Annotated in this window: 10 protein-coding genes; 4 read left to right on the forward strand and 6 right to left on the reverse strand. The window is 46.8% G+C overall.

What is annotated here, in order from left to right; genetic code table 11:
• Nucleotides 1-3: 3 nt before the first annotated feature.
• Nucleotides 4-819, forward strand: coding sequence for a MetQ/NlpA family ABC transporter substrate-binding protein (locus EXW93_RS13470; RefSeq protein WP_023469367.1), 816 nt, complete (start codon nucleotides 4-6; stop codon nucleotides 817-819).
• A 59-nt stretch (nucleotides 820-878) separates the two neighbouring features.
• Here EXW93_RS13470 and EXW93_RS13475 read toward each other — a convergent pair whose 3' ends face one another.
• Entirely contained in the window at nucleotides 879-1,379 is a 501-nt protein-coding gene (locus tag EXW93_RS13475) for a GNAT family N-acetyltransferase (RefSeq protein WP_254606210.1), read from the reverse strand.
• Between the two features lie 85 nt (nucleotides 1,380-1,464).
• Nucleotides 1,465-2,343: a CAP domain-containing protein gene (locus EXW93_RS13480; RefSeq protein WP_023469369.1), complete on the reverse strand. Its 879-nt coding sequence runs from the start codon at nucleotides 2,341-2,343 to the stop codon at nucleotides 1,465-1,467.
• A 348-nt stretch (nucleotides 2,344-2,691) separates the two neighbouring features.
• Here EXW93_RS13480 and EXW93_RS13485 point away from each other — a divergent pair, with 348 nt between their 5' ends.
• Nucleotides 2,692-3,048: a hypothetical protein gene (locus EXW93_RS13485; protein ID WP_023469370.1), complete on the forward strand. Its 357-nt coding sequence runs from the start codon at nucleotides 2,692-2,694 to the stop codon at nucleotides 3,046-3,048.
• 12 nt (nucleotides 3,049-3,060) lie between these two features.
• Here the strand turns inward: EXW93_RS13485 and EXW93_RS13490 are convergent, their stop codons facing one another.
• Together EXW93_RS13490 and EXW93_RS13495 are read right to left on the reverse strand one after the other, a co-directional pair.
• On the reverse strand, nucleotides 3,061-5,811 hold the full coding sequence (locus tag EXW93_RS13490) for a chitobiase/beta-hexosaminidase C-terminal domain-containing protein (protein ID WP_174316573.1): 2,751 nt from the start codon (nucleotides 5,809-5,811) through the stop codon (nucleotides 3,061-3,063).
• 129 nt (nucleotides 5,812-5,940) lie between these two features.
• The gene (locus EXW93_RS13495) at nucleotides 5,941-6,120 is read right to left on the reverse strand and encodes a DUF2188 domain-containing protein (protein ID WP_035396111.1); all 180 of its coding nucleotides are present in this window, start codon (nucleotides 6,118-6,120) and stop codon (nucleotides 5,941-5,943) included.
• A gap of 604 nt (nucleotides 6,121-6,724) precedes the next feature.
• Here EXW93_RS13495 and EXW93_RS13500 point away from each other — a divergent pair.
• Both EXW93_RS13500 and EXW93_RS13505 read left to right on the forward strand, forming a co-directional pair.
• Nucleotides 6,725-8,755 carry a thioredoxin domain-containing protein gene (locus EXW93_RS13500; protein WP_217448918.1) on the forward strand — a complete coding sequence of 677 codons (2,031 nt, stop codon included), beginning with the start codon at nucleotides 6,725-6,727 and terminating at the stop codon, nucleotides 8,753-8,755.
• A gap of 200 nt (nucleotides 8,756-8,955) precedes the next feature.
• Nucleotides 8,956-12,327: an SH3 domain-containing protein gene (locus EXW93_RS13505; protein ID WP_174316574.1), complete on the forward strand. Its 3,372-nt coding sequence runs from the start codon at nucleotides 8,956-8,958 to the stop codon at nucleotides 12,325-12,327.
• A gap of 316 nt (nucleotides 12,328-12,643) precedes the next feature.
• Here the strand turns inward: EXW93_RS13505 and EXW93_RS13510 are convergent, their stop codons facing one another.
• A complete protein-coding gene (locus EXW93_RS13510) occupies nucleotides 12,644-13,732 on the reverse strand; it encodes a universal stress protein (RefSeq protein WP_174316575.1) in 1,089 nt (362 codons plus the stop codon).
• Nucleotides 13,729-14,250, reverse strand: a complete 522-nt coding sequence (kdpC, locus tag EXW93_RS13515; RefSeq protein ID WP_023469375.1) for a K(+)-transporting ATPase subunit C — start codon at nucleotides 14,248-14,250, stop codon at nucleotides 13,729-13,731. Before kdpC ends, EXW93_RS13510 begins: the two co-directional genes overlap by 4 nt.
• Between the last annotated feature and the right edge of the window lie 8 nt (nucleotides 14,251-14,258).

Here is a 14,258-nt window from a genome sequence, read left to right on the forward strand (position 1 = left end):
ATCATGAAAAAACGATATGCCTTTTTAGCAACAGCCTTACTCGGTGCAGGAGTCCTCGCAGGATGTGGAGACAGCAGCGCTGATGAAAAAAACAAGACGATCAAGATCGGGGCGACGAGCGGTCCGTATAGCGACATGGTCAAACAAGCGATTCAGCCACAACTCGAAAAGAAAGGCTATAAAGTCGAAATCGTCGAGTTCAGCGATTACATTCAACCGAACATCGCCCTCGGTAGCGGCAATATCGACGCCAACTTGTTCCAACACTCGATCTATCTAAAAACGTTTTCTAAAGAAAAGAATCTCGACTTAAAAGGACTGATCACGGTTCCGACAGCACCGATGGGACTATACAGTAAAACAGCGAAGACACTTGACGACGTCAAGACAGGTGCTGAAGTCGCGACGCCGAATGATCCGACGAACCAAGCACGGGCACTGAACTTGCTTGCGGAACAAGGGTGGATTGAACTCAAGCCGGATGCTGATCCTCTGACCGTTTCAGAAAAAGATATCGTCAAGAATCCGAAGAAACTCGTCATCAAACCACTCGAAGCGGCTCAACTGCCACGCGCTGTCGAAAGTGTCGATATCTCAGCCGTTCCAGGGAACTTCGCACTTGCTGCGAAATTCGACTTACTTGATGCGTTAGCACTTGAGACGATGGACGAACAATACCGGAACCTCGTCGCTGTCCAAACGAAAGATGCGGACAAACAAGTCGCAAAAGACTTAAAAGCAGCCGTCGAATCGGACGCCTTCAATGAAGTTATCGAAAAATCATTCAAAGGCTTCAGCAAGCCTGAATGGGCAAACTGATACAAAAAATGACCGGAATTCAAGGAGAGATCATCTCTTTGAATTCCGGTCGTTTGGTGTTAGAACTGATACCACATCAGTTCTTCATCATGATAGGTATCATCGATTTTCAGCGCCCGTGGTTCAATCGCGTATGATTCAAAACCAAGCGACCGATACAACGCTTTAGCAGCTTCGTTCGTCCGGACGACCGAGAGATGGACTTGCTCAATTACAGGATGCTGCTTTAATGTACGTAATGCCTCTTCTACAAGGCGTCGTCCGACCTGTTGTTTTCGGGCGCGTGGCGTGACGTACATCGCAAATACATTCGCTCGATGTCGCATCTTGAACGGCTCGGAGCAGACGATAGTGACGACACCGACGAGTTCATTTTCATGAAACGCACCAAACGTCATCGACTGTTCGCTTTCAAGACGAGTTGCGTACCGTTCGACGGATCGATCTTTTTCTGATTCATAATCAGAGCCAAATGCCTCAGGATGGTTTCGTAAGGCTTCCAATCGCAACGCTTTATAGAGTACTGCATCTTCTGGATTCAATCGACGGATTTCCAACATCCCCACCTCCTGCCTTTAGTGTAAAACACATCGCTTCATGAAAAAGAGGACGACATCGTGAAATATCGTCCTCCATTCTTCTATTTTAAGGTGTTCGGAAATTAATCGTGAAGTATGGCGCGTTACTCCGGAAAGCCACACCGATGTCAGCTTGTTTGTACTCTTTTTTCAAAATATTTTCTCGATGCCCTTTTGAATTCATTAAGCCCCAATGTGATGCAAAGACATTCGGATAGCCCATTGATAGATTTTCACCAGCATAGCTGAACCTGATTCCTTCACGCTTCATCCGGTCGAACGGATCACGCCCTTGCGGATCCGTATGTGCGAAGAAATTATTCTTCGCCATATTTTCGCTATGACCGCGTGTCACTGGCTTCAGTGCCGTATACGGAGCCAACGGATTTAACTTGTAGTCAGCCCGTTCCCAGTTCATCAATCGTAGCATCAGCTTCTCATCCGTCGTTCGTAACGCATTCGAAGCCGTACCATAGAAACCCTTTTTCTTCGCTTCGACGTCTTTCGGAATCGACAGTGTCGCTTTCACCTTATTCCCATCATGTTGGTCGAAGAAATAGGTGACGTAATTCCCCTTCTTCTCATAGACGGCTGCATGATCCAGGTTCAACATGTAGTTCGTGTTGCCTTTACGGTAGGACTTCACTGCGGTCCATCCTTTTTTCTTCAGCGATGATTCCGTATCCTTGTTCAAGACTGCCCCTTGCGTTGTTATACCATTTTTAAATCGGTACTTTCCGTATTCCTTACCGTCCTTCGTCAACGATACGAATTCTTCGCTGGACGTCCGCCTGACTTCCCAGTCGTAACCTGGATATTCACTGCTATATCGATCAATCAGCTTGCCGCCACTTTTCGGATAATCGGCTTCTGCCTGTTCCATTGGAATGTTCTCGTAGCCGAAAAAAGCTACTGCTGCTACTCCGACGATCAACCATTTTTTCATATCTTCGTTTCGCCTCCTTTAATCATTACCTTTATTTTAAAAGAAAATGATTCTTTCGAACAGTCATTGGCTCTTAATTGTCTAAATCACATTTTCCGTTCACAAATTAGACACGTTTTATGAGAACGTTCTCAAATTATTAAAATGCTTTCGTTAAGAGGATTCTTAAAAGTATTTAGTACATATACTAAACCATCTTTCCCTTTTCTTAAAATGTGTGAACATTCTTTTATTTCATCATTCGAGATTTTTGATTGCTCTCGGAATTCTTACTCGGTATCATTAGAATTCGTAAGCCAAACTTTCAATGCTTTTCCAAATAACATAATGAAATGAAGGAGTTGACCTATGGTTTTACTGTATTTCATTTATGAGTCCATCGCCTTTTTACCGATTCAGCAATATTTATTTTCTGGATGGATGATTCTCGTCGTGTTGACGGTTTCATTCAGTTTAGCGAATGCACACGAAGATGTACGATTGAATCAACGACTTGGTTTTGAGTTACTCGTTCCTGGTTCTGGTATGTTGCTTTGCAAACAATTCATTCCTGGTCTCGCCATTATCCTATTTTTGATCATGGTACACTTCACGTATATGTTCCGCGTCATCCCTCTTCCTGTCGCGTTAATCTCGACACTTTCGATTAGCACACTTTCTTTTCTTTCTCTCTTTTTCTCGTCACGCAAAAAAGCGGACCGTTAAGTCCGCTTTTCATCATTGATATTTCGTTGTTTCTTTCAAACGATAGAAATGAGAAAGTTCTAACCAAATTGTTTTTCCTTTTTTCGTCTTCACTTGAATATATGGTCGATCTTGCGATACACGCAGTGCGAGCAACTCACCTTGTTGCTCTCCAGTTGTTCCGCTCGCTTTTAACCAATGACGACCTAATTTCCATTCGAGGAAGATATGTTTTCCTTTTTGAACGGCACGCCATTTTCCGATTTCTGCGATGCCTTTGACCGGAACGGCTGTCTCTGCACCTTGAATCGAGATGATCGCCGGATCGTGGTCACTCGCGCTACCGTCTGCTTCCATATACTCCGAGTTGATGTTGACGATATCAGAAGACGTATAACGTTTTAAGTTGTTCGAGATCAAGATGTGATCGAGCACTTGAGCATTTCCGTTATAGACGTAAGAGTATCGCTCGGATTCTGGAAGATCATCGACTGTATTCCAGAGGTTTTTCCCTTTCAGGATATTTAGCGTTTCTGAGAACTGGAAGTCGTTCAAGTCACCGAGAACGACGACGTTCGAGTCTTTGACTTCCGTTTTCAATTCAGAGACGAAATCTTGGACGATGTTCGCGATCGCATGACGCTGGACTTCACTCTTACGTACGACCGGTTGGTTCTTACCGAAGTCAGCTCCGTCGCCACCTTTTGAGTTGAAGTGGTTGACGATGACGTGATACGAATCACCGTTGAAGAGGAATTCCGCGACGAGTGGTTTTCGAGAACTGGCGAAGTTCGGATCCGTCGGCTGGATGCGACCCGGGTTTTTCGTCAGCTTGCCGTTTTCCACCGCAACAGCTTCCGTTGCACCACCTTTTTCACCTGATGCGAGCGATACACGCGCCGGGTTGTAAAGGAATCCGACACGGATGTTTCCACCCGGCTGTCCACCGTCTTTCTTATCTTCAGGCGCGATGTCCGTATAGGCATAGCGGACACCTGTTTTTGCTTCGATTGCTGCAATCAATGTCTCGAATGATTTTGATGCGTCGACTGTTCCGCTATCCGTCGCACCATCATTATCCTGCATCTCTGTCAAACCGACGATATCCGGCGTCTTCAGGAATGTCGCGATGCCTTCTGAGACACGATCGACTTTTCCAGCGTCTGCCGTTGAGGCGAAATTCTCGACGTTGTACGAAGCAACCGTCAAGCGTGATTCCCCCGTCTTGATGTTCGTCGGTTGACGCTCCACTTCGCTCGTGACGAGTTTCGGAAGGTCCGCTGCTTTGGCGAGTACTTTATAAGCCGAATAGTTATAGCTCATGACGCCTTCGATTGTTCCATCGAATGTATCACCAGCTTTCGCACGGTACGACGAGCTGCCCATCTCGACAAATAGACGTTCTGGGTTGACATTATCCTTCGTCAGGATTGGTGTGCCACGTTTTGTGTAGACCTTGTTTGCGTCTGTTTGTGTCCGAACTGGGATTGTTCGGTTTGCTTGCGGCCCTGTGACGATTGCGTTCGGTAAAGCGACACGCATACCTTCTAAGCTTTCGTATAAATCGATCGCATCTTCTTTTGGATCAAACTGCGCGAAGGAATCATTGTCGACGACTTGCGTCGGAATCAAGACCCCTTTATCACCAAGAACGATACTTGCTGGTAAGCCTTCATTAAGCGCACCCTTCACGAGATTGACCGTACTGATTTCCGTGACAGCAAGGTCTGTATCTGCTTTATCGCTGTATCCGCCAAGTAACCACTCTTTGACATATCCTGTCGTCGCGATCTGTTGTCCAACAGCAGCACCATGGTTTTTCGCATAGACGAGAATCCCTTCCGATGTCCGGCTGTCGTTATCCGGATTCGGATCTTGCATGTAGAAGTTGTTCGCATCGACGACGTACGTGACGACACCTGTCGTCCGGACGAGCTGTTCTGCATAAGGCGACGTATGCGCAATACCTTGGATGTTGCTGATTTTCGTGATTGGTGGTGCGATATAGTACTTGAATGTCGAAACCGCTGACGTTTTACCGTCCTTGACGGCAACTGCTTGAATCGTCACTTCATCGTTGATTGTAATCGGTGACGTGTACACCGGACTGTCGACAGTTGGTGTCGTGCCATCGACCGTATAATGAATCGTTCCTTCACCTGATAATGTCACTTGATCTCCACGTTCAACTTCACCGACTGGAGAAGCTGTAGGTGCTGCAAGAACGTCGCCCGCTTCTGTCTGATGACTGCCGAGATTCGTCAGTGTATCGACCGGGAAGCTCGTCCACTGTGATGGTTCGTACGTTTTAGCACCAGACGTGACGCCGGCATTCCGGACGAGTGTCGTATCTTTTGCGAAATCCGTTGATGAACCAAGTGGTCCGATGATATCAAGAACAACATCACCCTTTTTCAGTGCGATGGGATCATTTCCGTTAAAGTTCAATGATCCCGTCGTCAATTGTGCTTTTGCTTTGATGTCCGCATTCGCACTCGAATTCGCGATGACGAACGTCTTCCCTGGATCCACTTTCCCCGATAGTGTGATTTTCGCTTCTGACGGTCCACCGTTCGTATATTGAACGAGTGTATAGTCTGCTAAATCAATGATTTGCCCCGACCCATTATATAGCTCGATTGCCTTGTTATTACTTGTTCCTTCTATGTATTCAGACAAGATGACGCCTTCGCCTTCTGCCCCGACAAGACCCGCTTGTGGAAGGATTCCTGCTGTTAATACTCCGGCCAATGCCCACTTTCCAAACGTACTGCCGTATTTCATGATGAGACCCCCTATTGAATTTTCTGACACTTCTTCATAATATCAGATTATATTCTCAATAGTGTATATTTTTCGTAAAAAAAGATACCATCCTTCGTAAATGAAAGAAATGGTATCGCTTACAACTTTTTATTGTTCGTCTTTGTGACTTTCGTACCATTTTTCAGCTTGCGATGTCGCGATCGGAATGGCGCGTCCCTCTTCATAGCCGTCTTTTAATAACGCGTTCGCGATTTCGATCGCTTTCTTTCGAAGCGGCGGATCAAAGTTCTTGAATGACTCCGGATAGTCGTTCTCATTCCATGGCATGTCGTCACCCCCCTTCTTTCAGCATTACCCGAAAAAAGGCACAAAAAAAACGCCTCATCAGCGTGTCGTTGTTTTTGGTTGTCATGAGAATCGAGGATTACAGGTGATCAAAACACCTGAAACGACGAAAGCCCTACCTCTCTTTCGTTGTTACGGCTCCTTGGCCGCGCCAGCTGAATCAAGCATTTTAGCAAGAATCGTGATGCGTCTGCAACGGACGCATGATACTGGGATTTTTAGAAATAGCTCGGGAATGAGCGGAAAAGTATCGATTGGAAGGTTTATCTTGCTGGGTCAACTTCTCCTCGTAGTATGAAGAAGGACAAAATAAAAGCGATGACTTATGTCTGACTCATTTGTCAGTAGCGGTCTAAAAATCCTGACCTGTCGATTTAATTGTATGATATGGATTGAAGATTCTCACATGAGTGATCATCCCCGATTCATGACTTATATTAATCTATCACACTTTCTTTTATAAAGTCAATCTTTCTTTTTAAAAATCGTTTTCTCCTGTCTCAGAATTGGAGTTGCACCTGCCGTAAAAGCCGAGTATCGTGAAGAGGACTTATTATTATTATAGAAGAAACGAGGGAAATCCATCATGTCGAATCGACTTATCCATGAAACGAGTCCCTACCTATTGCAACATGCTCACCAGCCTGTCGATTGGTACCCGTGGGGCGAAGACGCCTTCACTGCCGCTCGAGAAAGCGGCAAGCCGATCTTTTTATCGATTGGTTATTCGACGTGCCATTGGTGCCATGTGCTGTCTCATGAGAGCTTCGAAGATGAAGAAACGGCACGACTCTTGAACGAACGCTACATCGCAATCAAGGTCGACCGGGAAGAACGTCCTGACATCGACCATGTCTACATGACGGCGGCTCAAGTCATGAACGGACAAGGTGGCTGGCCACTGAGCGTCTTCATGACAGCGGACCAGCAACCATTTTACATCGGCACGTATTTTCCGAAGACGCCTCAGTTCAACCGCCCGAGTTTTCGTCAGGTGACGCTTCAGCTCAGCGAGCAATTCCGCCGTTCACCAGAAAAAATCGCACAAGTCGGTCAGAACATGTCGCAAACGCTTCGCGACGTATTGCAGCCTACGACGTCTACCCATACTTGGAATGAATCCATCATTCACGAGACCTTTGATCAAGCGATGCGCCAATTTGACCGTCAACACGGTGGATTCGGCGAGGCACCGAAGTTTCCGTCGCCAGCCCTGCTTCGTTTCTTGCTTGATTATTATCAATTCGCGGAAGACGAAACAGCGCTCCATATGGTCATGCGGTCACTGATTGCGATGCGTGACGGCGGGATGACGGATCAAGTCGGCTACGGCCTGTTCCGCTATACGGTCGATGCCGAGTGGCAGATTCCTCATTTCGAGAAGATGCTGTACGACAATGCTTGGTTTGCAACCTTATGTATCGAGACGTACCAAGTGACCGGACAAATACGCTTCCGACGTTACGCGGAAGAAGTACTGACATTCGTAGAGCGTGAGTTGTCTGCACCGGACGGCACCTTCTACGCCGCCTTGGATGCGGATAGTGAAGGAGGCGAAGGACATTATTATACGTTCACGGCTTCTGAACTGACCGACTTACTCGGACCAGACGCGCTGTTCCCGCGCTTTTACCATGCCTCCCAGTCCGGGAACTTCGAAGGGAGGAATGTCTTTTACCGGACAGGACAAACACTCGAGATGTTCGCACGTGAAATCCACTTGTCACCTGCTGAGACAGCGGCGCAACTCGAACGCGAGCGACAAATTCTTCTTCGTGCGCGAAGTGAACGCCCGCGACCATTTTGTGATGATAAGCGCCTGACATCGTGGAACGCGATGATGATCTCGACGTTCGCTAAAGCCGGTCGTGTCTTTGGTGAACCGCATTATACACGTGTCGCCACGCGTGCGATGACATCACTCGAGCGATTCGTCCGCACGGAGAATCAACTTGCTGTTCATTACCGAGACGGACAAGCGACCGGTCACGGATTCCTCGATGACTATGCATATTTGATCGATGCACATCTTGAACTATTCCAATCAACACGACGGGCGCTTCATCTAAAGGAAGCTTTAGCATTCGCAGATGTGCTGCAGGACCAGTTTCAAACAGCAGATGGTTATTTTTATCTGACGTCGTCACGCTCCGATGAGCTACTCGTTCGTCCACTCGATCTGTATGATGGCGTCACACCTGCTGGAAATAGTATTGCCTTAAACGCCTTCTTCACGCTCAGTCGTCTGACTGGTCGTCTCGTTTATCAGGAAAGTGCCGAACGGGCGCTCGCAGCTTTAATCGAAGAAGTCGAGCAACAACCGACCGGATTCGCCTCACTTGTCAGTACCTTCACCTACCGGCAGATGGAACCGAAGGAATTGATTATCTTGATTCCAGAAAACGTAGACATCCCGGTCGAAATCGATCAACTGCAACAGATGCGCTTGCCGGAAGTCGCCTTGTTAATTGGTACGAAGCGTGACCTTTTGCCGCACGTCTCTTTGCTCGCGGATTATCCAGAACCAGAAGAGCCAACGGCGTATCTCTGTCATGATTTTACTTGTGAACGCCCGACGACGAATTTAACAGAAATCCTCGCACGTCTCACTATCTGATCCTATTCCCTCTTGTTTAAACAAACAGGAGGGTTTTTCAAAAAACTAAATCCCTTTTTTCAAAAAAACCCAATATTTTCTTCATAAAAATCCGATATGGTCGATAGTAGGAATAGGCATAAGTACGTACACCTTAGACCAGACATCCTAGAAGCCGATTCCGTCCGCTTGGACGAATATCTACTAGGAGGAAAGATACTTTGAATACGACATCCATCTCGAAACCTTTGAAGGTGTTCGCGAGTCTTCTTATCGTGTTTAGCATCATTCTATCATCTCTACCGATAGTGAACGCAGCAACAACGAAAGTAACGGCTTATCGTCTATCGGCAGATACGGATCTGTATGATAAGACGACATCTTCACGGAAACGCTTGTTGACGATCAAGACCGGAACGGTCGTTTCATCCGCATATGATGCCGGAAGCTACAAAAAAGTAACATATGGCGGAAAAACGGGATATGTCGCTTCAAAATATTTAGTGTTGTATGAGAAAAAGCAAACGATCTCTGGACAACGCTATATCGTCTCTACGAATACGGCGATTAAAAATGCGGCACGCACGACAGCAACGACAATTGGTACCTTGCAAAGTAAAGATGTGTATTATACGACACAACGGATTACCGATCCATACGGCAAAACGTGGTATCGCCTGAACTACGCAGGAAAAACAGGATATGTCCCATCTGGTGCCACTCCTGTTTCCTATCAGAAGATTGCGAACGAAACATCACGTACGACGGATACCTACACGCTACATACTTATGCAGGAACGGGTTATCCAAAAGTCGAATCGATTCCAGTTGGGACAAACGTTGAAGTAGTCGGAAAAATCGACGGCTGGTATAGCGTTCGTCACGGCAAAAATAGTGGATACATGCACCGTGACGCTTTTTTACAAGTCTCTAAACAAAGTGTCAAAACGATTCCTACTACACGTGTTCTCTTGAAGAAATCCGTCGAAATCAAAGCATCTGCCTCTTCGACGAGTAAAACGATTGCTTCTTTAAAAACAGGCGATGCGTATTACACGACGACACTTGCAACGGATTCTCGAGGTAGCACGTGGCACAAAATTAAAAAAGACGGTCAAACCGGTTATCTTTTAGCGAATCAAGGAACGATCGTGAATTATGAAAGCCTGAAGAACGTCTCTTTCGTCACAACAGCTAAAACGACACTTCGCTCTTATGCAGGCAGTTCGTATGCAGGAATCAAGTCGATTCCGGCCGGTGCGAAACCGCTCGTCTCTGGTCGAATCGGTACATGGTATCGTGTCACGTACGATGGTGTAACAGGATATGCGTCGGCTTCGACGCTTAAGACAGCAGCCCTCGTCCAAACCATTTCAGGTACACGTTTCGCCGTCACATCATCCACCGATATCTTAGTCGCTCCTGAAGCAGATGCGTTTAAAATCGCTACGCTTCAAGAGGGTGATATCTATTACACGACACGTCTCGTCACACTTGGTTCTAAAAAATGGTATCAGATCAAAAAAGACGGAAAGACCGGTTACATCGCTTACGGAACAGGAGAAAAAGTCTCCTATCAAGCGGATGCCGTGACGATGAAAACAACCGACGCTACAGGATTAAAGTCTTATGCTGGCGTATCTTACGCTTCCATCAAGTCTATCCCAAGCGGTACGAAGGTATCCGTAACAGGGTCTATCAATGAGTGGTACCGTGTGACGTATGCAGGAAAAATCGGATATGTTCATCAGGATGATTTGAACGAATATATCGTAACGTCTACGATCTCAGCAGCGCGTTATGTATTAAATACATCCATCGACGTCAAAACGACGTATCAGGCGGATACCGATACATGGAAGACGCTAAAAAGCGGAGATGTCTATTACACGACGCGCCTTGTCACGAACGGTCACGGTCAGTCGTGGCATCGTATTTCAGTAGACGGGAAAACAGGATATATCCGAGCGAATCAAGGAAGTCCGATTTCATACCGTAAGATTTCAGCCCATCGCTATAAGACGGTACAAACGACTTCTCTGAAGTCATATGCTGGTCCGACATACAGCGAAGTCTCATCGCTTACGAAAGGAACAGTCGTACAAGTGAATGGTTCAATCGGGACATGGATGAACGTAAGTGTTAATGGAAAAACAGGGTATATCGATGGCGCTCTTTTAACACCTTATACAGAAACGAAAAAGATTAGTGGCGCTCGTTTCCTCGCGAACGAGAACTTAATCATTCGAAATTCACCTTTAGAAGAAGCAACAGCACTTACGACACTAGCTAAAGGAAACGTCTACTACACGACTTCACTGATTACGTCACATACGAATAAACAGTGGCATAAAGTAACGATCAATGGAAAAACAGGGTATGTCGATACGAACGCATCTACAAGTAAGATTGACTATGTATCGAAAGATTCGTTATACGTCCGAGCTACAAGTCCCACTCCACTTCGCTCGTATGTCGGAAGTTCCTATCAAGTCGTGACGACGATTCCTTCGAACGTCGTCGTCAACGTCACCGGACAAATCGGCCAATGGTATAAGATTTCCTATCAAGGTAAATCAGGCTATGCGTATAATGGAACACTTGTAACGACATCTTCAAAACTAAATGTCTACAACTCCATTGCGACACCGTATACATTTGATAACTTCATCAGCACTCAAATGAAGTTAAATCCTTCACCTCAAACCGATTTGTATAAAAATAAGATGATGTATGTCAGCTCGATGTATGTTCGATTCGGTGGATCAGAAGACCCAGTCAATGGTACACTCGCGACCGTATCGTCAACGACACCACTCAACATCCGATCGGGTGCGGCGACGGATAGCCATATTTATGGACAATTCCAGCCGAAACAGATGATTAAGGTCTATCAACGAATCGGTGATTTCTATACGACGTATCCGCGTGTTTACACGTCTTCCACTGGATACTGGACACTCGGTTGGTTGAATGCACTCGAGTCCGATGTCCGGAACGTCGCTGACCCATTAAAAGTCAGCCGCTCTTCAAAGGAATTCTTCCAATTCCTTGATTTATCGAAGACGACAGGCGCATCTGCCGCAACATTAGATAAGATCATCAGTACAAAAGGCATCTTTGGTAAATGTACGACTGGAAGCTGTGGACAAGCATTCATCGACGCTGGTACAGCCTTTTCCGTCAACGAAATCTACTTGATCTCCCACGCGCTACTTGAGACAGGAAATGGAACGTCAACTTTAGCGAATGGAGTCATGTGGAATGGAAAAATGGTCTACAACATGTACGGCATCGGTGCTATCGATTCAGATCCAATCAACGGTGGAGCAAGAACAGCTTACGAAAAAGGATGGTTCACACCGGAAGCAGCCATCATGGGTGGAGCCGAATTTATTGGAACCCAATATATTCACCATGCATACAATCAAAACACACTCTATAAAATGCGCTGGAACCCAATGAATCCTGGTCGTCATCAATATGCGACAGACATGGGATGGGCAGCGAAACAAACGACTCGCATCTATGATTTATATCAACAAATGGATAGCTATACAGCTGTCTTCGATATTCCAGTCTTCGCTCGTTGAGGAAACGATGAAGCCGAGTCTTTAAATCATTGAAATGATTCCAACAAAAAAAGGAAAGACCGTTCTGGTGACTTCACTGGAACGGTCTTTCCTTTTTGATTGATGTAGAACGAAAAATGTCATCCTCCACTCCTACAGGATAAAAAAGCGCGCTCGGCGCTTTCGTCAGGGTTAGGTAAGACCCGGCAGACCGCATCAAGTGCAGGGATGCCGCGGCTTACCTCCCGCCCTGAGGACAGGGAGAATGACCGACTCGTTCGTCTTGTGAAACGACAAACTTCGAAGAGAACCCCTGCATTTACGCGGAAGGGCTCCCCTAGCGTTCCATGTCATCGGCAACGATTTGAATATCAATCCCGCGGACATGACGCATGATTTCATTGATGATTGATCCGCGCCGAATTTCCTGCCAACGGGTCCGTGCGGATTGACCGAGGACGATTTGAGTGATGCGATGATGCTTGGCAGCTGCCGTGATCGCTTGGGCGATCGAGCGCTCGCCTTGGATTCGGATTAGAACTTCTGCTCCGAACAAGGAACCACTCTCGCGTACCATCGCAAGCACTTCTTTTTGTTTGGCATTCAGTTGATTCTCTGCCGTCGGTAAAATCGTCAGCACATAAAGATCCGCTTTCAGACGACTCGCCATGCGAAAGCCGCGATAGATCAACTTCCGCGCGTTGTCATTGAGCTGGATACAGACGAGAATTCGTTCTTGTAACGACGCTGGATCCTTTTCAATCAACAAGCGTGATTGATAGACTTGATCGTCGACTTCGTCCGCGACCTGACGTAACGATAGCTCACGTAAGCTCGCAAGATTCTGAAGCGAGAAGAACGAATTCAAGCTCTGTTCAATCTTTTCTTTTTTGTAGATCTTTCCTTGCTCGAGTCGTTCCCGTAACGTCTGTGGCGTGACGTCGACGAGTAGAATCTCATCGGCTTCCCCGAGAAACGGATCCGGGATGCGTTCCCGCACTTCGACACCCGTCACTTCCTTGACTTTAAAGAGCAAGCTTTCGAAATGCTGGATGTTGACGGCCGAATAGACATTAATTCCTGCTTCAAGAAGTGCTGCGACATCTTGATAGCGTTTCTTTCGTACCGATCCTGGCGCATTCGTATGCGCCAGTTCATCGATCAGAACGATATCGGGGCGACGGGCAATGATCGCGTCCACGTTCACCTCGAGGAATGTCTTGTCCTTGTAGACGACTTCAAGTAGCGGGACTTGTTCGAGTTGCCCGACCATCTCCGCCGTCTCTTTTCGACCATGCGTCTCGATTAGACCGATGACGACATCCTTACCCTCAAGCGTCAATGTTCGTGCATCGGCAAGCATCTTATACGTCTTTCCGACACCAGGAGCTGAGCCGATATACAGCTTCAGCTTTCCTCGTGTCATGACTTACTCCGATCAAGGGCTAAGTTCAAGCGCAGGACATTGACGTAATCATGGGTTCCTGCTTCCTTCGTGATTAACTTTCGTACTTCTTCACGCGACAGATCGCGTGCGGTTGCGATACGCTTCGCCTGAACCAAAGCATAATCGACTGAGATGTGCGGATCGAAGCCAGAACCGGATGTCACGAGGGCATCGTCCGGAAGCGAAGCGCCGTCCACTTGGTTCTGTTTCTGTAATTCCGCCATCTTCGTGCCAAGCTCCGGGTTCGATGCTGCTAGGTTATCCCCAGCAGACGCTCCCGCTAATTGATCGACCGCTGATGGACGTCCGTGAAAATACTGTTTCGACGTGAATGGCTGGGCAATCAATTCCGATCCGATGAATTTTCCGTTTTCTTGTACTAAAGAACCTTCAGCTTTATCCGGTACGAGTAGTTGACCGAACAGGGTCAATAAAGCGGGAAAGACGATCCCGCATAACGCCGTGACGAAGACCGTCACACGAATGGCTTGTTTCATGATTCGTT

This window comes from Exiguobacterium sp. JMULE1, assembly GCF_013337175.1.
Lineage (GTDB): Bacteria > Bacillota > Bacilli > Exiguobacteriales > Exiguobacteriaceae > Exiguobacterium_A > Exiguobacterium_A indicum.

What these genes read in the sequence shown, in the direction of transcription:
- EXW93_RS13490 (WP_174316573.1), bottom strand. Translation starts at nt 5,811, where the DNA reads ATGAAATACGGCAGTACGTTTGGAAAGTGGGCATTGGCCGGAGTATTA.
- EXW93_RS13475 (WP_254606210.1), bottom strand. Translation starts at nt 1,379, where the DNA reads ATGTTGGAAATCCGTCGATTGAATCCAGAAGATGCAGTACTCTATAAA.
- EXW93_RS13500 (WP_217448918.1), top strand. Translation starts at nt 6,725, where the DNA reads ATGTCGAATCGACTTATCCATGAAACGAGTCCCTACCTATTGCAACAT.
- EXW93_RS13510 (WP_174316575.1), bottom strand. Translation starts at nt 13,732, where the DNA reads ATGACACGAGGAAAGCTGAAGCTGTATATCGGCTCAGCTCCTGGTGTC.
- kdpC (WP_023469375.1), bottom strand. Translation starts at nt 14,250, where the DNA reads ATGAAACAAGCCATTCGTGTGACGGTCTTCGTCACGGCGTTATGCGGG.
- EXW93_RS13480 (WP_023469369.1), bottom strand. Translation starts at nt 2,343, where the DNA reads ATGAAAAAATGGTTGATCGTCGGAGTAGCAGCAGTAGCTTTTTTCGGC.
- EXW93_RS13485 (WP_023469370.1), top strand. Translation starts at nt 2,692, where the DNA reads ATGGTTTTACTGTATTTCATTTATGAGTCCATCGCCTTTTTACCGATT.
- EXW93_RS13470 (WP_023469367.1), top strand. Translation starts at nt 4, where the DNA reads ATGAAAAAACGATATGCCTTTTTAGCAACAGCCTTACTCGGTGCAGGA.
- EXW93_RS13495 (WP_035396111.1), bottom strand. Translation starts at nt 6,120, where the DNA reads ATGCCATGGAATGAGAACGACTATCCGGAGTCATTCAAGAACTTTGAT.